The sequence below is a fragment of the Serinibacter salmoneus genome (assembly GCF_002563925.1).
GTDB lineage: Bacteria > Actinomycetota > Actinomycetes > Actinomycetales > Beutenbergiaceae > Serinibacter > Serinibacter salmoneus.
The window spans coordinates 19,432-38,972 of the sequence record NZ_PDJD01000001.1; the positions used below are offsets into that span (position 1 = coordinate 19,432).

Here is a 19,541-nt window from a genome sequence, read left to right on the forward strand (position 1 = left end):
GCTCCTTTCCTCCCACCGTGCCCCTCGCGCTGCTGCTGACGGGGGGCCGAAGGTCCCGCGCAACGGCCTCTGGCACCGATCTGCACCGACGTGCAGGGTCGCGGCCCTGGCGCCGCACGCACGTGCGGGACGTGCCGGGACCCGCGGCTCGTCAATCCCCCGCGCCGGAGCGTTGCCACGCCTCCGTCGCGAGAGTCCGCAGCAGCTCCAGGTCGATCTCCTCGACCCGTTTGATGTAGAGGCACCCCTTGCCCACGGTGTGCGGGCCGAGGTCCTCGAACCGCGGGTCGGGGTGGTAGTCGTCCCACAGCCCGTAGATCGTCAGTGCCGCGGCCCGCGGCGACAGGCCCATGACGAACCACTCGTGGGTGCCGGTGGTATTGGTGTAGGGCTGGCTGCCGTACCCGATGATGCTGGGACCCCACATTCGCGGTGCGGTGCCGGTGATCTCCTCGAAGATCGCCATCACGGTGCGGGCATCGGCCACGCGCCGCTGGTTCTTCACCCCCGCGAGGAACTCCTCGATGTCGCCGTCGTTGGCTTGCGTCTTGATGGCCATCTGCTCACTGTGGCACGGCGGTCCGACATCGCGGCAGGTGCCCGCGCGGACGTGCACACCACGCGGGGCCTGTCGGCCTGCGTCAGCCGGCCAGGTCCAGCAGGAGCCGGATCGCCAGGGTCGCCATGACCAGGGCGATGATCGAGTCGAAGACGCGCCACGCCGTCGGGCGCTGGAACACCGGTGCCAGCGCCCGGGCGCCCAGGCCGAGGGCGCTGAACCACAGGATGCTCCCGGCCATGGCGCCGCCGGCGAACACCCACGGCTGGGCGTAGCTCGCGGAGACCGAGCCGAGCAGCACCACCGTGTCGAGGTAGACGTGCGGGTTGAGCCAGGTCAGGGCGAGGGCGGTCAGCGCCACGGCGGTCACGGGCTTGGTCGCCACGGCGACACCCGCGCGGGGTCCACCGTCCGCCGGGACGTCGCAGGCACCCGACTCGGTCACCTCCAGGGCCTCCGGCCGCCACGCGCGGCGGGCCGCGAGCACGGCGTACCCCAGCAGCACGGCCGCCCCGGCGAGCGTCACGAGCCGCAGCAGCACGGGGTGGGAGGAGATGAAACCGCCGACCCCCGCGGTCCCGACGCCGATGAGCACCAGGTCGCTGAGCGCGCAGATCGCGATGACCACGCCCACGTGCTCCCGGCGCAGCCCCTGGCGCAGGACGAAGGCGTTCTGCGCGCCGATGGCGACGATGAGGCCGAGTCCGAAGCCGAGCCCGGCGAGGGCGGTGGTGACCATGGCCTCGACGCTACGGGCACCGCCCAGTGCAGTCCAGCGAAGGATTCTGCGGGATCTGAAGGAACGCTTCATCTAGGGTGGCGGCATGGAGTGGGACCTCGCCCAGTTGCGCACGTTCGCCGAGGTCGTCGAGCGCGGGAGCCTCGAGGCCGCGGCGGCGTCGCTGCATCTGACCCCCAGCGCCGTCAGCCAGCGCATCCGTGCCCTGGAGCACGCCGTCGGCGCCGTGCTGCTGCAGCGCAGGCGGCCGGTGCGGGCCACGCCCGCGGGGGAGCGGGTGCTGCTGCTGGCGCGCCAGATGACCGCGCTGGCGCGCGAGGCCGATGCGGACCTCTCCGGCCCGGGCGCCGAACTGCCGGTGGTGCGGATCGGCGTCAACGCGGACTCGCTCGCCACCTGGGTGCTGCCGGCGTTGGCGCCCCTCGCGCCGCGGATGCGGCTGGAACTCGTGCGGGGTGACCAGGACACCACGGCGGCGCTGCTGCGCGAGGGGGCGGTGATGGCCGCGATCACCAGTGAGGCGCGGGCGGTGCAGGGCTGCCGCGCCGAGGTGCTCGGGGCGATGCGGTACCTGCCGGTCGCCGCGCCCTCGTTGCTGGCGCGTGGGTTCGCCGATCTCGGGTCGCTCCCCGTGGTGGTGTACGACGGCGATGATCGCCTCCAGGACGAGGCCCTCGCGGCCGCGGGGGTCGCCTCGCTGACGCCACCGCGGCACTACGTGCCGGCCTCCACCCAGTACGCCGAGGCCGTGCGGATGGGCCTCGGGTGGGGGATGGTGCCGCAGGTCCAGCTGGCCGATTGGCCGCCGGGTGCGGTGGAACCCGTGCGCGGGCTGGACGGGGTGGACGTGGTGCTGCACTGGCAGCAGTGGCGCACCGCGCCCGCGGCTCTGGAGGAGGCCGCGCAGGCGCTGCGTGCTGCGGCGGCCCGCGCCCTGCGTCCCCTCTGACGGCGCCCCCAGCCTTCGCGAGGTGGTTCTGCAGGTACCACGAGGTGGTTCTGCGGGCGCCGCGAGGTGGTTCTGCAGGTACCGCGAGCAGGTTCTGCAGGTCCTTTCTTCGCGCGAGAGGACCCCGCGGCACCTTCGGAGTCCTCTCGCGCTGGGGGATCTAGGCTCGGGGGGTGAGTAGGGACGCCAGCGAACCCCGCGGGCCCGGACGACGCCCGGCGGGCCAGGACACCCGCGGCGCCGTGCTGCGGGCCGCCCGGGAGGAGTTCGCCGAGAAGGGCGTGGACGGTGCCTCGATGCGTTCGATCGCGCGCCGCGCGGGCGTGGATCCCGGAACGGTGCGGCACTGGTTCGCCAATCGCGAGGAACTCGTGGCCGCCAGCGTGATCCCCCGCGAACTCAACCCCGCCGAGCAGATCCGGATCCTGTCCGCGCCCGGGCTCACCGGTCTGGGTCGACGCATCGCGGAGACCGTGCTCGGGGCCTGGGACGAGGAGGGAGGCCCCGCCCGGTTCCGGATCCTCGTGGCCGGCCTGAGCTCCACGGACATGCACGACGTGCTCGCCCCGATCCTGGAGCGCTCGGTGATCCCCACCGTCTCCGACCTCGTTCCGGATCCCGATCCGCGGCGCTTCGTCCTCGTGCTGAACCTCCTCGGCGGCACCCTCCTGATGCGCCACGTGTTCCGGATCGAGCCCACCGCATCCCTCCCGCTGGAGGTGCTGGTGGCCACCGTGGGGGACGCGATCCAGCGCGCCCTGGAGGACCCGCTGTAGGCGCCCCCCTTGCCGTCGGCGCCGCGCGAGGCGCATAATTCCTCGCATGGTGAAAAACCAGGCCGGGCGGCACGCCGCACCGCCCACCTCCGAGACCCCCGCGGTCCGCATCGCGGATCTCGTGGTGCGCCGCGGGAAGCGCCAGGTGATCGCCGGCCTGACCCTGACCATGGAGTCCGGCCGCATCACCGGGCTGCTCGGCCCCTCCGGCTCCGGCAAGTCCACCCTGATGCGCGCGATCGTGGGGGTGCAGGACCATGTCACCGGCACCCTGGAGGTGCTCGGCAGGCCCGCCGGTACCCCCGCGCTGCGCCGCGAGGTCGGCTATGCCACGCAGTCCGCCTCCACCTACGCCGACCTGTCCGTCCGCGCCAACCTGCAGTACTTCGCCGCCCTGTACGGGGCCCCGGCGAGCCGCGTGACCGAGGTGATCGACGCCGTCGGGCTCACCGATCACGCGAGCAACGCCGTCGGTGCCCTCTCCGGTGGTCAGGCCAACCGGGTCTCCCTCGCCGCCGCCCTGATCAGCCGGCCCGCGCTCCTCGTGCTCGACGAGCCCACCGTGGGCCTGGATCCCGTGCTGCGCCGGGACCTGTGGAGCATGTTCCGCGATCTGCGCGACGCCGGGACCACGCTGCTGGTCTCCTCCCACGTGATGGACGAGGCCACCCAGTGCGACCGCCTCGTGTTGCTGCGCCGCGGCGCGGTCCTCACCCACACCACCCCCGCCGAGCTCCTCGCGAGCACCGGCGCCGCCGACGCCGAGTCGGCGTTCCTCGCGCTCATCGACCGGGCGGAATCGCCCACCACGGGGAAGGGGACGGACGCATGAACGCCGGACTGCTGCTGGCCACCACCGCGCGGGTGGGGCGCCAACTCCTCGCCGACAAGCGCACGATCGCCATCGTGGTGGTGCTGCCGTGCGTGATCCTGGGCCTCATCGCCTGGATGTTCGACGGCACCCCGGTGCTGGACCAGTTCGGTCCCGTCCTCGTGGGGATCTTCCCGCTCATCGTCATGTTCCTGGTCACCAGCGTGGCCACGCTGCGCGAGCGCTCCTCGGGCACCCTCGAGCGGCTGATGACCACCCCGCTCGGGCGCGGCGACTTCGTGGTCGGCTACGCGTTGGCGTTCGGGGCGCTCGCGATCCTGCAGGCCGCCGTGGTGGTCGGATTCACGCTGCTGGTCGGGATGGACGTCAAGGGATCGATCGGCCTGCTGATCCTCGTGGCCGTGCTCAACGCCCTGCTCGGCTGCTGCCTGGGCCTGGCGGGATCCTCCCTGGCGCGCACCGAGTTCCAGGCCGTGCAACTCATGCCGGTCTTCATCTTCCCCCAGCTCATCGTCTGCGGACTGCTGATGCCGCGAGACCAGATGCCGCAGGTGCTGGAGTGGATCTCGCGGGTGCTGCCCCTGACCTACGCGGTCGAGGCGATGCAGGACATCGCCCAGGGGCTGCCGTGGTCGGACATCGCCGGGGCCGTGGTGGTGATGCTGCTCTGGCTGGCGATCGCGATGATCGGCGGCGCGGTCACCCTGCGGCGCCGCACCCCCTGAGCCCCACCTGAGCCACTCCTACTCGCGCTCCAGCCGGCGTCGCCGCATCAGGACCGCTCCGGTCCCGAGCAGCCCTCCGGCCACGGCGAGGGCCACGACGGCGTCGCTCACCCCGGTCCCGGGCAGTTGCCCGGGTGGGGTGGGAGCGGGCGTCGGGGACGCGCTCCCGGTCGGTGTCGGCGGATGCTCGGCCGGCGGATCGGTCGGCGGATCGGTCGGCAACGGCGTGGGAGTCGGCACGATCGCCACATCGACCGCCACCTGCCCGTCCTCGACGGGCTGCGATGCGGCGATGCTCGCCGGTCCGGCGGTGAGCAGGGCAAGCAGCGTGAGCGACGCCATCAGCGGGCGGGGGCGCCTCATCGGGCAGCCGCCTCGGCCGGATCGGGTGCCCCACCCTCGGCGCGTCCCTGTGCACGCGCCTCCGCCAGCATCGCGCGTAGCCGCCGCCGTCGCCGACGGCCCGAGTCGACCAGGGCCAGCACGATCAGGGCGATGCCGGCGAGCGTGAACAGTTGCGGCAGGGGCAGCGCCCAGGTGGTCGTGGCGGAGGAGACGATGACCGGAGTCACCTCGTCGGCGGAGCCCTCCAGGGTGACCTCGGTGGTGAGCGGGCCGAGCGGCCACACCCCCTGGAGGCGGGCGGTGACGACCTGACTGTCGCCCGGCAGCAGCTCGATCCGCTCGGCGCCGTCGGTGAACCCCAGCGGGGCGCTCGCGCCACCCGCGCTCGCCTCACCGGCGACGTCGAGGGCCACATTCCCCGCGTTGGCCAGGGTGACGGTCACGTCGAGCGCGCCGGGTCGCAGCGGGTTCCACTCGGTGTCGTAGGTGGCACTCAGGCCCGGCGCGGTGAGGGCCGGGACGATCTCGCCGGTCACGCGGGTGAGGACGCGGAACCCGACCCGGGAGTCCACGCGCACGGACTGCCCCTCGGCGTCGGCGCCGAGGTAGGCGAGGGAGGCCGCGACCCCCGCGGCGTGGTCCCCCGGGGTGGCGTTCTCCGGCACGGTGACGGTGAACGGGACGATCGCGGTCTCGCCGCTGGCCACGTCCACCGACTCGGGGATGTCGATCCAGGTGCCCGCGCCGGTGGAGTCGTGGTCCGCGGGCAGCATCGTGAAATAGCCGGCGTCGGTGAAGTAGGCGTCCGCGCCCTCCAGGGCGAACGTGGCGTCCACCGCGGAGAGATTGCGCACCGCGAGGTACTCCTGGACGCTCTCGCCCGGGTCCATTTCCTGCTCGATCCAACTGCGGTCGTCGGGCCCCTCGGCGGTGGCGGGATCCACCGCCCAGGTGATCGTGGGGGCCTCCTGCCCGGAGGCTGCGGCCGGCGCCGCGACCAGGGCGGCCGCCAGGGCAGTGATCAGGGTGAGGGGGGCGAGGCCCGCGGTGATCGCGGTGACGCGTGGCATGGGTACTCCGTGGTCAGGGGCGGGGAGGCCGGGTGGGGGCGCCGACCGGTGCCCCCACCCGGCGATCGGTCACTCGAAGAGCGAGAGCGTCATGACCGAGGAGTAGTCCCCGGGCGCGACGGTGGTCTCGGTCTTCAGCGTCAGGTCGGCGGTGGCGGACCACTGACCCTCCTCCGCGACGGCGGCCGACTGCCAGGCACCGGTGAGCAGCACCTCGTCGGTCAGGCCCGGCCCGCCGTCCAGGGCCGGGTCCACCGGGTCACCCTCGATCACCGCGCCGAGGTCACCGGCGTCCACCATCCGCGGGGTCCAGCCGAGGTTGTCCGCGGAGATGGTGTCGCCGCCGCCGGTGGTGAAGTCCGAGGAGGACCCCATCACGAACCAGGAGACGGTCGGGTCGATCTCGTCGGCGCTGCGGGTGTCGGTCACGGTGACGGTCGGCAGTTCGCCGGTGAACACGCGCGCGGTGGCGTCGGAGCCGTTCTCGGTCAGGGCCACCGAGTCGGCGGCCACGCTCATCGCGAGCACGCCGGGCTCCTCGATCGGGGTGATGCCGACCGTGACATCGACCCCGGAGGTGTCGTGCTCGGTATCGGCCAGGGCCATCGAGCCGACTCCGAGGAGCAGGACGGCGCCGCTCCCGGCGGCGAGGGTACGTAGCGTCTTTGCCATGGGTTGATTCCTCACGTGATGGGTACTGCGTGGTGGATGGATGGTGCCGTGGTGCTACTTGCTGGAGAACGCGGCATCGAAGGCGGCATCCGGGGCGTCGAACATGCTCTTGCGGACGAAGGCCAGTGCCTCGGGGGCCCCGACGAGCCGGTCCATGCCGGCGTCCTCCCACTCCACCGAGACCGGCCCGGAGTAGCCGATCGCGTTGAGCATCCGGAAGGCGTCCTCCCAGGGCACGTCCCCGTGACCGGTGGAGATGAAGTCCCAGCCGCGGCGCGGGTCGGCCCATGCCAGGTGGGAGCCGAGCCGCCCGTTGCGACCGTTGAGGCGACGCTTGGTGTCCTTGGCGTGCACGTGGTAGATCCGGTCGGCGAAGTCCCAGAGGAAACCGACCGGGTCGATGTCCTGCCAGACCATGTGGCTCGGGTCCCAGTTGAGCCCGAAGTTCGGCCGGTCGGCCATGATCTCCATGACCCGCTTGGCGCTCCAGTAGTCGTAGGCGATCTCGCTGGGGTGCACCTCGAGCGCGAACCGCACACCCTCGGCGTCGAAGACGTCCATGATCGGGTTCCACCGGTTCGCGAAGTCGGCGTAGCCGTCCTCGATCATGTCCGCCGGGACGGGCGGGAACATGGCCAGCACCTTCCAGATGCTCGAGCCGGTGAAACCGACCACCGTCTCGACGCCGAGCTTCGCGGCCATCCGGGCGGTGTCCTTGATCGCCTCGGCGGCGCGCTGACGCACGCCCTCGGGGTCGCCGTCCCCCCACACCGCGGGGGAGAGGATCTCCTGGTGACGGCGGTCGATCGGGTCGTCGCAGACGGCCTGACCGGTGAGGTGGTTGGAGATCGCCACGATCTTCAGCCCGTGCCGGGCCATGAGCTCCTGGCGTCCGGCCACGTACTCGGCGTCGTCCCAGCGGCTGACGTCGAGGTGGTCACCCCAGCACGCCAGCTCCAGGCCGTCGTACCCCCACCCGGAGGCGAGCGATGCCACCTCCTCCAGCGGCAGGTCGGCCCACTGTCCGGTGAAGAGGGAGATCGGTCGGGTCATGATGTGTTCCTTTCCTTACGTGGTCTGTGGTCTGTGGCGGCTCTAGGACTGGCGGGCGCGCCGACGGGCGATGACGACGGCGATGGCGGCCACCACCAGGGCGGCCACGATGAGGACCCAGACGACCGGGGAGATCCCGCCGTCCGCCTCGGTGGCGGAGACCGCGTCGTCGTCCGCGGAGGCCTCCGACTGCTCACCGTCGGCTGCCCCGTTCCCGTCGGCTGCCGGCTCCTCACCGTCGGCCGTCTCGTTCCCGGCCGCCTCGTCCTCGGCTGCGGCCTCGGCGTCCTCGCCACCGGCGGTGTCCTCAGCGGCGGGCGGCGCAACGGGGGCCGCGATGTCGAGTTCCACCGTGCCCTCGTACTCGGCGGGCTCGGTGATCACGGTGGTGAGGGACCAGTGACCCTCCCCGAGCAAACCGGATTCGGAGACGTACCAGCCGACGCCCTGCGGGGAGGACCGTAGGGTCACCGGGCCGATCTCCTCACCGGCCTCGGAGGTGGCGGTGACCGTGATGGCCACGCTCTCCTCCACTGGGTGGTCGTCGTTCGCCCAGAAGATCAGGGCGTCGATCCCGCCGGCGCCGTCCGTGCCGACGTCGACCCGCAGGTCGCCGCCGTGCGCGGATGCCGCCGGGCCCGTCAGGACCGCGGCGGTCAGCAACCCGGCGAGCAGCGTGGCCAGGACCAGCCGCATCCGACTGGTCGCCGCCTTGATGTGCGTCATGGACGTTCTCACCTCATCGTTGAGAGTGGACCCCGACGTGGAGCCGGAGCGTGTCGCGCTCCACGTCGGGGTTGCCGGCCCGGGTGGGCCGGACTTCCCGCCGGGCCCGGGTCCTCGCGGGGCTCCCGGGCCGGAGCCGACGCGTCGGGCGCCGGCGGGGCCCGTGGGGGCCGCGGCTGCGGCCCCCACGGGGTTCAGGTCAGTCGCAGGTCACCTCCTCGATGGTGACGCTGCGCTGAATACCGCCACGGAAGATCGGCGACCAGCCCTCGGGGATGGTCAGCACGGTTCCCGCGGAGGGGTAGGCGCGCACGGTGTAGGTGCCGACGGCCAGGTCGCCACCGTCCACCACCCTGCTGCCCGAGCGGACCTCGTACCGGTCCACCCCCTCGACGTCGTCGCCGACGATGCTGCCGCCGACCTCGCCGCACGCGTGGGTGACCGTCAGCGCCGGTGCCGCGATCTGACACGGGTAGGCGTCGATGACGACCTCCCGTTCCAGGGCGCCGCCCGCCGCAGCGGTCCACGCACCCGCGGCCTCGAGCACGTAGCCCGCCGCCGGGGTCGCCGTCACCGTGTAGGTGCCGGGCTCGAGCGCCATCGGGTCGATGTCGCTCATCCCCTCGGCGGTGACGACGTACTCGGCGATGCCCTCGCCCTCGACCCCGGTGATGGAACCGGGGACCTGGGAGATGGTCAGACCCTGGTAGGTGCACCGGGCCTGCACGACGCTCACCTGGGGTGCCGAGGCCACCGTGGCCTCCACGATGGTGAACGTGACGGTCTCGCCGTCCACGTTCTCCGCCCCGGCCGAGGCACGGAAGGCGACCGTGTGCTCGCCCACCTCGTCGATGCTGATCGGCGAGGTGTACTCCTGCCATCCTTCGCCGTCCACGTTGACCTCGCGGTACACCAGCTCACCTGCCGGGCCGCCCGCGGTCTCCACGGAGACCTCCACGGCACCGATGTAGCTGCCGTCGGGGCCGTTCGGCTCGGCCGGGTTCAGGGTGGCCGATACCGTCAGCGGCTCGCCGTCCTCGACCACCCGGAAGTAGTCGAAGCGTGCCGTGGCGTCGGCGCCGTCGCGAGCACCGAGGGCGAAGAGCCCCACCTTGGCCTCACCGAGCCCGGTGTGGGTGATCGGCGCGAAAGACTCCCACGTCTCACCGTCGGTGGAGTAGGACGCCGTGTAGGCCGTCCCCTCCTTGGCGATCCGCAGGTGCCACACGTCCTCGGTGACACCCGCGAGCTGCGGACGCGGGTTGAGCAACGACCCACCGGACTCTCCTCGGAACTCCAGGCGCGACGAGGTCGCGCTGTCGGAGATGTAGTCGAGCTTGAGGTAGGTGTCGTCGTCCACGTAGACGATCAGGCCGCCCTGCTCGTAGCCCTGGTCGAACTCCGAGCCGTCCACGAGGGTCTCGATCGTCCAGTCCTCACCCGGCTGGTCCTGCAGCACGATGTTGCTCACGGGGGTGTTGTTCCCCTGAGCGATGTCGTACGGCGAGGTGTCGATCTCCAGCCAGCCGTCGGCCAGGCGAAGGCCCTCGGCGTCGGGCCGCACGATGCTCCACTGGCACGTGTTGATCTCCGCACCATCGAACTCGTCGTCGGGGCCAGCGGCTCCGGCTGTGTCGTCCGGGGTGATGTGGAACCAGTCGAAGCGAGCATCGATGGGCTCGGTCGGCAGGGTGTCGTTCGCCCATGCCGCCAGGCCCACCCGCAGGTTCTCCAGGCCGTCCAGCGAACGCGTCTCGGGCAGCGTGGTGAACGCAGCGCCGTCAGTTGACCAGGCGCCGGTGAGGGTGCCGCCGGCGTTGGTCAGGCGCAGGTACAGCGTGGTGGGCACGCCCTGACCGAGGGCCGGAGTGTTCGTCTCGGAGGGCGAGCCGTCCTTCTCGGTGAGGAGCTGGACCACGCGCTGGGAGGAGTCGGGGGTCACGGTGCGACCCGCGACCATCAACTTGGCGTAGTTGTCATCGTCCTCGTAGAGCACGATCCCTGCCTGCTGCCAGCGCTCGACTGCGTCGATGTCCACCTTCGTGGTGACCGTGAAGTCACCCTCCGGCAACTCCTGCAGCACGATGTTGGTCACGCCCGTGTTCCCGGCGTGGATGTCGGCCTTGCTCGTCGGGATGATCAGCGCGCTGTCCTCCACCCGCAGGTTCTGGTCGCGACGCACCACGTCGGTCCAGCGATCCTCGTCGAGCTCGTCGCCGAGGAAGTCGTCGCTGCGCCCGTCGAAGCACATCGGCAGCACGGCCGTCTCGGTGGTCACCGTGATGGTCTGGTAGACGTCGGTGTACGCACCGCCGCCGTCCGTGACCCGCACCTGCAGCCGGTACTCGCCCGGCTCGTCGTAGGTGAAGGAGAACGTCTCCCCACCTTCCTGGAAGCCGTCACCGAGACCCGCGTCCCACGCGTAGGTGAGGTCGGAGACCTCACCGTCCGGGTCGGTCGCGGACACCGAGGCATTCACGGTCCCCGGCGCGGTGAGCTCGGTCTGGGCGACGGTGAGGTCGACCTCCGGGCGCTCGTTCTCGGTGACACCTCGACCGTCGAACTCCGCCCAGTTGACGTTCGTGCTGCCAGAGCTGACGAAGTACAGCGTGCCGGAGCCGCCGGGGTTCTCACTCAGCGGGACCACATCGGTGGTGACCCAGTTCTGCCAGCCGCCCGTGTTGGGAACCGGGATGCTCGCGAGCTCCGGACCCTCGGGGTCGTCCCAGCGCACCGAGACGGTGCCGGCCTTCGGCGCCGAGACGCGCAGCGCGATCCCGTCGACGTTGGTCAGGCTGATCGGCTCGAAGGCCCACCAGTCGTCGGCTTCGGTCCACCCGATGTTCAGACCGCCACCGGCCTCGTCCTCGGTGGGTTCGGTCTGCACGCCGGGGGTGCCGGTCGACTCCGAGCCCTCCAGGCGCCCGGTGGAGGTGAAGAACTCCGCCTGCAGCGTCTTGGGCTGCAGCACCTGCAGGTCGTTGGCGCTCAGGGGCGATCCCACGCTCCCGCCGTCATCGGTGTAGGTCGCCTCGACCACCCAGAAGATGTTCTCGGAGATCCCGTGACCCTCGTCGCGGGCGGTCTGCAGCATGCCGGAGCAGCCGAAGAGCTCCTCGAAGGGGTGGGCGTGGGAGTCGTGACCCAGCGAGGTGAACAGCTGCACGTCGGAGCAGTCGACCTCCCCGTCGGGGTCGTCGACGGCGATCTCGTAGGCCACCTGGTCCCCGAAGTCGAAGAATCCACCGTTCTCCGGGAAGGTGATGGAGATCGTCGGTGCCTCGTTCCCGACGACGATCGTCAGGTTGGCCACGCCGGTGTCACCGTCGTCGTCGGTCACCACGAGCTGCGCGGTGTACACGCCCTCCTCGGTGTAGGTGTGGGTCGGGTTCGGGTCGTCGGTGGGTTCGGAGCCGTCGCCGAAGGTCCACTGCAGGCTGATCGGGTCACCCGCCGGGTGCCGCGTGCCCTCGGAGGAGAACTGCACGGTCAGCGGCGCCGGCCCGGAGGTGACGTCCGCCTCGGCCCGTGCCAGCGGCGCGGGGTTGCCCTTGACGTAGTTGATCTTGAAGACCTCGGAGGTGGCGTTGTTCCCACCGAATCCGGCGCCCCAGTCGATCACGTAGAGCGCTCCGTCGGGCCCGAAACTGAAGTCCATCGCCCGGTTGAAGCCGTGCTCCGGGTCCAGGATCCCCGGGAGGACCCGGTTGACCTGGAGGACCTCCTCGCGGTCCTCCTGGCCGAGCTGCACCGAGAACATGGTGCCGTGGTTCCACTCGGCCATGAGCGCCTTGCCGTCCCAGTACTCCGGCCACTTCACGTCCGAGTCCAGCTCGGGGTCGTAGGAGTAGGTCGGGCCGGCCATCGGTGCGCCGCCGCCACCGATGGCGGGCGCCACCGGGGAGTTGTTGGAGGTGTAGTAGATCTCCGCCTCGATCGCCGGCGGGAGCTGCTCCAGGCCGGTGTTGTTCGGGGAGTCGTTCAGCGGACCGTTCTCGCAGTCGAACTTCTCACCGGACTGGCCGGTGGCGAAGTCGTAGTCGTTGTAGGCATCGTTCGGTCCGGTGCAGTACGGCCACCCGTAGTTGCCGGGTTCGGCCACCACGTTCCACTCCACGGTCCCAGCGGGCCCGCGGTTGGCGGCGCCGTTGCGGTTGTCGGGTCCGTAGTCGGCCACGAGGATGTTGCCGGACTCGTGGTCGAGGTCGATGCGGAACGGGTTGCGGAAGCCCATCGCGTAGATCTCGGGCTTGGTCAACGCGGTCTCGGGAGCGAACAGGTTCCCCTCCGGGATCGTGTAGCCGCCCTCCTCCAGCGGGGTGATGCGCAGCACCTTGCCGCGCAGGTCATTGGTGTTGCCGGAGGTGCGCTGGGCGTCGAAGTTCTTCCGGCCGGCCTGCTCGTCGATCGGGGTGAAGCCGTTGGACTGGAACGGGTTGGTGTTGTCACCCGTGGCCAGGATCAGGTTCCCGTCCTCGTCGAAGAGCATGTCGCCACCGGCGTGGCAGCACGTCTCACGCTGCGTGGGGACCTCCAGGATCGTCACGCCGGTCTCCTCGGGGATGTACCCGAGGTCGAAGTCGTAGGTGAAGCGGGTCAGCACGTTGTGCGGTCCCACCTCACCGACGTCCTCCGGGGACCAGTACAGGAAGACCCACCCGTTGGACTCGAAGGCCGGGTCCAGGACGATGCCCAGGAGCCCGTCCTCGTTGCCCTGGGTGACGTCCAGGTCCAGCACCGTGGAGGTGATGGAGGTCTCGGGGTCGATCTCGCGCACCCGACCGTCACGCTCGATGTAGTAGACGGTGCCGTCGTCGGCCACGTCCAGCGCCATCGGGTTGGAGGTCGCGTCGTCCAGGGAGACCTTCTCGAAGCTGTCGCTCTGGGTGGCGGAGCAGTCACTGTCCACGGCGCCCGCCGCGGTCTGGATCCCGCCGAGCAGGTGCTCCAGGAACTCCGGCTCCTCGAACGAGGCATCGGTGTGACCGCCGCCGGTGTACCAGGAACGGCCCCCGTCGAACGGGTGACACCAGGCGATCGGGTGGTCGTGACCCATGGCGCCGCCGCCGGCGTTGTAGGTGGTCTCATCCAGGCTCGCCAGGACGTGCACGTCCGTGCGAGGCGACTCGCGGAAGTTGTACCACTCGTCGAAGCGGACCCATTCCTCGTCCAGGTGGTCGGTGGAGTCGTGGGCGTGGTCCTCCACGATCACGGTGGCGGTCTGCTGCGCCGGGTGGTTGGCGAAGTAGGCGCCCACGAGCTCGCCGTACCACGGCCAGTCGTACTCGGTGTCGGAGGCGGCGTGGATGCCCGCGTAGCCGCCGCCGTTCTGGATGTAGGACTCGAACGCGTCCTGCTGGTCGCCGTTCAGCACGTCACCCGTGGTGGACAGGAACACCACTGCCTCGTACTGGGCGAGGTTCTCCTCGGTGAACTGGGTGGCGTCCTCAGTGGCGGTGACCGAGAAGTTGTTCTCCTCGCCGAGCTGCTCGATCGCGGCGATGCCGGCGGGGATCGAGCCGTGCCGGAAGCCGGCGGTCTTGGAGAAGACGAGGACGTCGAAGTCGGCGGTCTCCTCCTCCGCCTCCGCGGCGGGGGCAGGGAGGGCGCTGTCGTCGGATTCGGGTTCGGCCATGGCCGGCGCGGCCATGGCGAACGCGAGCGGTATCGCGATGGTTGTGGCGGCGAGAGCCGCGACCGTCCGCCGCACGGCGGATGGTCTGCTCAAGAGCACGTTCTGCACCAGAGGCTCCTTTGATCTGATAGCGAGTGCTGATCTGTCGCTCCCGCACCGCGTCGCGTTGGCCCGAACCCGACGGCGATGGCGTACGGCCGCGGCCCTCAGGCCGGGCTGTGCACCTCCTTCCGGGTGGACGGGTCGGTGGCGGCCTGGCCGGTGCCGGACACGGCGAGCCAGGTGCCGGTCGCAGCGCTGCGCTCGACGGCGTCGAGCACCCGCTGGACAGCGAGGCCGTCGGCGAACGACGGCGTGGGCTGGGACCCCTCGGCCAGTGCCGTGACGAGGTCGACGGCCTGGTGGGTGAAGCCGTGCTCGTAGCCCAGCCCGTGGCCGGGGGGCCACCAGGCGGCCACGAACGGGTGCCCCGGTTCGGTCACGACGATCCGCCGGAAGCCCGCGCGCTCGGCGACCTCCTCGGCGTCGTAGACGTGCAGCACGTTCATGTCCTCGAAGTCGAAGGCGAGGGAGCCGCGCGAGCCGTTGATCTCGATGCGGATCGCGTTCTTGCGGCCCTGGGCGAACCGGGTGGCGGTGAACACGCCGTTCCCGCCGCCGGACAATCGCGCGAGGAAGGCGGCGGAGTCGTCCACGGTGACCGGCCCCATCCCCTCCCCGGCGGTGGCGGACAGGCCGGCGGCGGAGGCGGCGATGGGGCGCTCGGCCACGAAGGTGTCCAGCATCCCGGTGACGGCGGTGATCTGCTCCCCGGTGATGAACTGCGCCAGGTCGATCACGTGCGCGCCGATGTCCCCCAGCGCGCCGGAGCCGGCCTTGGACTTGTCCAGACGCCAGCTCAGGGGGGCGCTCGGGTCGCTCAGCCAGTCCTGCAGGTAGTCGGCGCGCACGTGGCGGATCTGCCCGAGGGCGCCCTCGGCCACGAGCTGGCGCGCGAGCTGGATGGCGGGCACCCGGCGGTAGGTGAAGCCGACCATCGCGCGCACGCCGTGCTCGGCGGCGCTCGCGGCGGCGGCGGCCATGGCCTCGGCCTCGGCCACGGAGTTGGCCAGCGGCTTCTCGCACAGCACGTGCTTGCCGGCCTCCAGGGCCGCGATGGCGATCTCCGCGTGGGTGTCCCCTGGTGTGCAGACGTCGACCAGGTCCACGTCGTCGCGGGTGAGCATGGTGCGCCAGTCGGTGGTGGTCTCGGCGAAGCCGAACCGCGCGGCCGCCGCGGTGACGGCCTCGGCGTTGCGACCGGCCAGGAGCGTGAGCTCGGGGTGCAGCGGGAGGGTGAAGAAGCGGGGGGCGGTGTTCCAGGCGTGTGCGTGGACGGCGCCCATGAAGGAGTAGCCGACCATCCCGACACCGAGGCGTGCGTAAGTCATCGTGGAGTCCTTTGGTGAGAGGAGGGCCGTGTCCGACGGTGCGGCCGGAGCGTCGGACACGGCCCCGGGGTGGGGACCTCGTGGGCCGCGGGGTTCGCACCCGCGGCCCACGGGGTGATCAGGAGTCGAAGGAGGTGGGCAGGTACTCCTCGACGTTCTCCGCGGTCACGACCGGGGCGAACAGCTGGATCTCGCGCGGCACGCCGTAGGTCTCGATGTCGCTGAGGGACTTGCCCTGCACGATCAGGCGCGCCAGCTGGATGCCGTCGGCGGCCTGAGTGGAGGGGTAGACGACCGTGGCCTGCAGCACCGTGTCGCCCGCCTGAATGTCCTCCATCACGTTGCGCGAACCGGCGCCGCCGACCATGAAGAACTCATCCCGGCCGGCGTTCTCGATGGCGGCCATGACGCCGATGCCCTGGTCGTCGTCGTGGTTCCAGATGGCGTCGATCTGCGACTCGGACTGCAGGAGGTTGGAGGTGGCGGTCTCCCCGCCCTGGACGGTGAAGTCGGCTGCCACGCGGGCGTCCACGTCCAGGCCGCAGTCGCTCAGCGCGTCGGCGAAGCCCTGGCTGCGGTCCTGGGTCAGGGGCAGGGAGTCGATACCGGCGATCTCGGCGACCACCGCATCCGGGTTGTCCCCGAGCTGCTCGCAGATGTAGGTCCCGGCCGAGACCCCCATGCCGTAGTTGTCGCCGAGGATCGTGGTGCGGGAGGCGAACGGGCTGGAGAACTCCCGGTCCACGTTCACCACCGGGATGCCGGCCTCCATCGCGTCGATCGCGACCTCGGTCAGCGCCGCCCCGTCGAAGGGCAGCAGCACGATGGCGTCCACGCCCTCGTTGATGAACTGCTCGATCTGGCTGATCTGCAGGTTGACGTCGTTGGTGGCCTCGGCCTGCCGCAGCTCCACGTCCGGGTAGGAGTCGGCCATCGCGATGGCGTTCTTCGTGATGGCGCCCATCCAGCCGTGGTCGGCGGCGGGAGCGGAGAAGCCGATGACGACCTTGTCACCCTCGGCGTCGTTGGAGGAGCCGGTGGCCTCGGTGGAGCCGCCGTCGCCGGACTCGGAGGACTCCTGCGACTCGGTCTCGGCGGGTGCGGCCTCGTTGGAGGTGCAGGACGCCAGCACCAGCGCGGAGGCGGCGGCCATGGCGGCGACGGAGGCGACGGGCTTCAGGCGGGAGGTGAACATGAGATCTCCTTTGATTCGTGTCGGGGCGTCGGAGCGGCCGCGGGCGCGTCAGGGCGCGCGAGGCCACCCGTGGGTGGTGGTGCGTCGGTTGTGTGGTCAGGGTCGGCGCACGTCAGCGTGCGCAGGGCGAGTGTGGGCGCTGTGGTTGAGGATTCATCCACCGCCCTTGGCTAGGCCGCGCTCGGCGAAGCGCTGCTGTAGGAGGACGGCGGCGACGATGATGATGCCCTTGGCCACGGCCTGCGCCGAGATCGACATGTTGTTCTGGGTGAAGACGTTGCTCAGCATCGTGAAGATCAGGACGCCGAACACGGTGCCCACGATCGTGCCGCGCCCGCCCGCCAGCAGGGTGCCGCCGACGACCACGGCCGCGATTGCGTCGAGCTCGTAGAGCATGCCGTGGGTGGAGGTGCCGGCCGTGGTGCGCGCGAGCATCATGATCGCGGCGATCCCGGCGGTGAAACCCGCCAGCCCGTAGAGCATCATCGTGTGCCGGTTCACCTTGATGCCCGCGAGACGGGCGGCCTCGGCGTTCCCCCCGACGGCGATGGTGCGGCGGCCGAAGGTGGTGCGGTTGAGCAGGATCCACCCGAGCACGGCGACCACGGCGAACATGATGACCAGGACGGGCACCCCCAGGGGTTCGGCGCGGAAGAAGTCCAGGAAGGAGTCCACGTCCACGATCTGGGTCTGGCGGTTGGAGATCATCTCGGCCAGGCCCCGGGCGGAGACCATCATGGCCAGGGTGGCGATGAAGGCGACGACCTTGCCGTAGGCGATGAGCAGACCGTTGATCAGGCCGCAGACCGTGCCCACCGCCAGCGCGGTGAAGACCATGACGATCCAGTGGGTGTTCTCGGCCATGGTCTGGGTGGCCAGGGTGGAGGCCCAGACGGTGGCCAGGCCCATGACCGACCCCACGGACAGGTCGATGCCGCCTCCGGTGATGACGAACGTCATGCCGATGCTCAGCACGCCGATCACGGCGGCCAGGCGAAGGATCGTCATGAAGTTGTCGCCGTTGAGGAAACTGTCCCCGGCGGTGATCCAGCCGACCAGGGTCAGCGCGATCAGCGCGAGCACCAGGCCCGCGTTGCGCCCGGCCGCGCCCGAGAGGAAGCTCGGGCGGGCACCGCCGGAGGCCGATCCGTGTGTCACCTCCTTGGTCTCGGAGGTCTTCGTTGACCCGCTCATGCGGCACTTCCTTCCGTGTTGTGGGACTGCTCCATGACCAGGTCCAGGACCCGGTGCTCGGTGATCTGATCGGCGGGGGCCTCGTGCACGATCCGGCCCTCGTTGACCACGAGCACCCGGTCGGACAGCCCGATGACCTCCTCGATCTCGCTGGAGACCACCAGGACGGCCACGCCCGCATCGGTGAGCTCCTTCACCAGGGCGTAGATCTCGGCGCGGGCGCCCACATCGACGCCGCGGCTGGGCTCGTCCAGGAGCAGGAGCCGGCAGCCATGTACCAGCCAGCGGGCCAGTAGTGCCTTCTGCTGGTTGCCGCCCGAGAGGGTGCGGATGGCCCGCTCGATGCCGGTCGGCCGCAGGTCCAGGGCCTGCGCCTTCTCCTGGGAGACCTCACGCTCGGCGCGTTCGTTGAGGAACCCGCTGTTGCCCATGCGGGCGAAGCTGGCCAGCGTGATGTTGCGGAACACGGCCTCGTCCAGCAGGAGGCCCTGGAACTTGCGCTCCTCGGGGCACAGGCCCACGCCGGCGGCCACGGCCTGCGGCACGGACCCGGGGCGCAGCCGGGTCCCGGCGATCTCCACGGTGCCGGACGACGCTCGCCGCGCCCCGTAGATGGTCTCCAGGATCTCCGAGCGCCCGGATCCGACCAGGCCTGCCAGGCCCACGACCTCCCCGGCGCGCACGCTCAGGTTGATGTCGTGCAGCAGCCCGGGCACCTGGACGTCGGTGACCCGCAGGACCGTCTCGGCGTTCTCGGGGACGCCCGGGCGCTGGGGGAAGGACCCGGCCGTGAGGCTGCGTCCGGTCATCAGGCGGATGAGGTCGGCGGTGGGTGTGGAGGCGACGTCGAGGTTCTCCCCGACGCTGGCGCCGTCCTTCAGGACCGTGATGCGATCGCCGATCTCCCGGATCTCCTCCATGCGGTGGGAGATGTAGACCACGGCCACGCCCTGGGCGGTGAGCTCGCGGACCACCCGGAAGAGGTTCTCCACCTCACCGGAGTCCAGCACGGCCGAGGGCTCGTCCATCACGATGACCTTGGCCTCGTGGGAGAGGGCGCGGGCCATCGAGACGATCTGCTTCCCGGCCGCGGGCAGAGTGGCGACCTCGCGGTGCGGGGAGAGCTCACCGTGCCCGAGTCGGTGCAGGATCTCCCGGGTGCGGCGGGTGAGTTCGCGGCGCTGGGTGAAGCCGCCGCGGGCGAGCTCGTGACCGAGGTAGACGTTCTCGGCGATGCTCAGGCCGTCGACCACGTCGAGTTCCTGGTACATCGTGGCGACCCCGTGGGCGAGGGCCGCCACCGGGTTGTGGATGACGACGCGTTCGCCGTTGACGAGGATCTCGCCCTCGTTCGGCTGGTACGCGCCGGAGAGCACCTTGATGAGGGTGGACTTGCCGGCACCGTTCTGCCCGAGGAGGCAATGCACCTCGCCGGCGCGCACCTCGAGGTCCACGCCGTCCAGGGCACGGGCTCCCGGGAAGGTCTTGACGATGCCGCGCATCTGCAGCAGGGGCGGTTGTGGTGGGTCTGCACTGACCATGTGATGACCATAGGCAGACTTCTGTTGACCGTCAAGCACAAGTCTGGGTTACGATCCCATAACTATGGTGAGCGCTGCCGCAAGCAAGGACGCTCCGGTG

16 protein-coding genes are annotated in these 19,541 nt (G+C 70.8%); 4 read left to right on the top strand and 12 right to left on the bottom strand.

Features of this window, described 5'->3' with window-relative positions; genetic code table 11:
* Positions 1–151 precede the first annotated feature (151 nt).
* The gene (locus ATL40_RS00075) at positions 152–559 is read right to left on the bottom strand and encodes a DUF1801 domain-containing protein (protein ID WP_098467741.1); all 408 of its coding nucleotides are present in this window, start codon (positions 557–559) and stop codon (positions 152–154) included.
* Positions 560–641: 82 nt separating this feature from the next.
* Complete coding sequence (locus tag ATL40_RS00080) at positions 642–1,298, bottom strand: LysE/ArgO family amino acid transporter (protein WP_098467742.1); 657 nt, start codon at positions 1,296–1,298, stop codon at positions 642–644.
* An 85-nt stretch (positions 1,299–1,383) separates the two neighbouring features.
* Here ATL40_RS00080 and ATL40_RS00085 point away from each other — a divergent pair, with 85 nt between their 5' ends.
* The 4 genes from ATL40_RS00085 (at position 1,384) to ATL40_RS00100 (ending at position 4,580) form a co-directional block, all read left to right on the top strand.
* Positions 1,384–2,247 carry an ArgP/LysG family DNA-binding transcriptional regulator gene (locus ATL40_RS00085; protein WP_098467743.1) on the top strand — a complete coding sequence of 288 codons (864 nt, stop codon included), beginning with the start codon at positions 1,384–1,386 and terminating at the stop codon, positions 2,245–2,247.
* A 173-nt stretch (positions 2,248–2,420) separates the two neighbouring features.
* A complete protein-coding gene (locus ATL40_RS00090) occupies positions 2,421–3,023 on the top strand; it encodes a TetR/AcrR family transcriptional regulator (RefSeq protein ID WP_098467744.1) in 603 nt (200 codons plus the stop codon).
* Positions 3,024–3,069: 46 nt separating this feature from the next.
* Positions 3,070–3,855: an ABC transporter ATP-binding protein gene (locus ATL40_RS00095; RefSeq protein ID WP_098467745.1), complete on the top strand. Its 786-nt coding sequence runs from the start codon at positions 3,070–3,072 to the stop codon at positions 3,853–3,855.
* A complete protein-coding gene (locus ATL40_RS00100; RefSeq protein WP_098467746.1) occupies positions 3,852–4,580 on the top strand; it encodes an ABC transporter permease in 729 nt (242 codons plus the stop codon). Before ATL40_RS00095 ends, ATL40_RS00100 begins: the two co-directional genes overlap by 4 nt.
* Before the next feature lie 18 nt (positions 4,581–4,598).
* Here ATL40_RS00100 and ATL40_RS00105 read toward each other — a convergent pair whose 3' ends face one another.
* The 10 genes from ATL40_RS00105 to ATL40_RS00150 all read right to left on the bottom strand — a co-directional run bounded on the left by ATL40_RS00105 (position 4,599) and on the right by ATL40_RS00150 (position 19,441).
* Entirely contained in the window at positions 4,599–4,943 is a 345-nt protein-coding gene (locus tag ATL40_RS00105) for an LPXTG cell wall anchor domain-containing protein (protein ID WP_143556807.1), read from the bottom strand.
* On the bottom strand, positions 4,940–5,995 hold the full coding sequence (locus tag ATL40_RS00110; protein WP_098467748.1) for a hypothetical protein: 1,056 nt from the start codon (positions 5,993–5,995) through the stop codon (positions 4,940–4,942). The genes ATL40_RS00105 and ATL40_RS00110 overlap by 4 nt, the downstream gene beginning before the upstream one ends.
* Positions 5,996–6,064: 69 nt before the next feature.
* The gene (locus ATL40_RS00115) at positions 6,065–6,667 is read right to left on the bottom strand and encodes a hypothetical protein (RefSeq protein ID WP_098467749.1); all 603 of its coding nucleotides are present in this window, start codon (positions 6,665–6,667) and stop codon (positions 6,065–6,067) included.
* A gap of 54 nt (positions 6,668–6,721) precedes the next feature.
* On the bottom strand, positions 6,722–7,720 hold the full coding sequence (locus tag ATL40_RS00120) for a sugar phosphate isomerase/epimerase family protein (RefSeq protein ID WP_098467750.1): 999 nt from the start codon (positions 7,718–7,720) through the stop codon (positions 6,722–6,724).
* A 42-nt stretch (positions 7,721–7,762) separates the two neighbouring features.
* Positions 7,763–8,446: a hypothetical protein gene (locus tag ATL40_RS00125; RefSeq protein ID WP_098467751.1), complete on the bottom strand. Its 684-nt coding sequence runs from the start codon at positions 8,444–8,446 to the stop codon at positions 7,763–7,765.
* Positions 8,447–8,645: 199 nt separating this feature from the next.
* The gene (locus ATL40_RS00130; RefSeq protein ID WP_245866522.1) at positions 8,646–14,189 is read right to left on the bottom strand and encodes a ThuA domain-containing protein; all 5,544 of its coding nucleotides are present in this window, start codon (positions 14,187–14,189) and stop codon (positions 8,646–8,648) included.
* A 98-nt stretch (positions 14,190–14,287) separates the two neighbouring features.
* Positions 14,288–15,511, bottom strand: coding sequence for a Gfo/Idh/MocA family protein (locus ATL40_RS00135; RefSeq protein ID WP_098467752.1), 1,224 nt, complete (start codon positions 15,509–15,511; stop codon positions 14,288–14,290).
* 118 nt (positions 15,512–15,629) lie between these two features.
* Positions 15,630–16,706 (bottom strand): substrate-binding domain-containing protein, encoded by a 1,077-nt coding sequence (locus ATL40_RS00140; protein ID WP_098467753.1) that lies wholly within the window; start codon positions 16,704–16,706, stop codon positions 15,630–15,632.
* Positions 16,707–16,859: 153 nt separating this feature from the next.
* Positions 16,860–17,900, bottom strand: a complete 1,041-nt coding sequence (locus tag ATL40_RS00145; protein ID WP_098467754.1) for an ABC transporter permease — start codon at positions 17,898–17,900, stop codon at positions 16,860–16,862.
* The gene (locus tag ATL40_RS00150; protein WP_211283036.1) at positions 17,897–19,441 is read right to left on the bottom strand and encodes a sugar ABC transporter ATP-binding protein; all 1,545 of its coding nucleotides are present in this window, start codon (positions 19,439–19,441) and stop codon (positions 17,897–17,899) included. Before ATL40_RS00150 ends, ATL40_RS00145 begins: the two co-directional genes overlap by 4 nt.
* Positions 19,442–19,541 lie beyond the last annotated feature (100 nt).

Bases quoted from the DNA above. Each gene is read 5' to 3' on its own strand.
- ATL40_RS00075 (WP_098467741.1), bottom strand. From the start codon at position 559: ATGGCCATCAAGACGCAAGCCAACGACGGCGACATCGAGGAGTTCCTC.
- ATL40_RS00080 (WP_098467742.1), bottom strand. From the start codon at position 1,298: ATGGTCACCACCGCCCTCGCCGGGCTCGGCTTCGGACTCGGCCTCATC.
- ATL40_RS00085 (WP_098467743.1), top strand. From the start codon at position 1,384: ATGGAGTGGGACCTCGCCCAGTTGCGCACGTTCGCCGAGGTCGTCGAG.
- ATL40_RS00095 (WP_098467745.1), top strand. From the start codon at position 3,070: ATGGTGAAAAACCAGGCCGGGCGGCACGCCGCACCGCCCACCTCCGAG.
- ATL40_RS00100 (WP_098467746.1), top strand. From the start codon at position 3,852: ATGAACGCCGGACTGCTGCTGGCCACCACCGCGCGGGTGGGGCGCCAA.
- ATL40_RS00105 (WP_143556807.1), bottom strand. From the start codon at position 4,943: ATGAGGCGCCCCCGCCCGCTGATGGCGTCGCTCACGCTGCTTGCCCTG.
- ATL40_RS00110 (WP_098467748.1), bottom strand. From the start codon at position 5,995: ATGCCACGCGTCACCGCGATCACCGCGGGCCTCGCCCCCCTCACCCTG.
- ATL40_RS00115 (WP_098467749.1), bottom strand. From the start codon at position 6,667: ATGGCAAAGACGCTACGTACCCTCGCCGCCGGGAGCGGCGCCGTCCTG.
- ATL40_RS00120 (WP_098467750.1), bottom strand. From the start codon at position 7,720: ATGACCCGACCGATCTCCCTCTTCACCGGACAGTGGGCCGACCTGCCG.
- ATL40_RS00125 (WP_098467751.1), bottom strand. From the start codon at position 8,446: ATGACGCACATCAAGGCGGCGACCAGTCGGATGCGGCTGGTCCTGGCC.
- ATL40_RS00135 (WP_098467752.1), bottom strand. From the start codon at position 15,511: ATGACTTACGCACGCCTCGGTGTCGGGATGGTCGGCTACTCCTTCATG.
- ATL40_RS00140 (WP_098467753.1), bottom strand. From the start codon at position 16,706: ATGTTCACCTCCCGCCTGAAGCCCGTCGCCTCCGTCGCCGCCATGGCC.
- ATL40_RS00145 (WP_098467754.1), bottom strand. From the start codon at position 17,900: ATGAGCGGGTCAACGAAGACCTCCGAGACCAAGGAGGTGACACACGGA.
- ATL40_RS00150 (WP_211283036.1), bottom strand. From the start codon at position 19,441: ATGGTCAGTGCAGACCCACCACAACCGCCCCTGCTGCAGATGCGCGGC.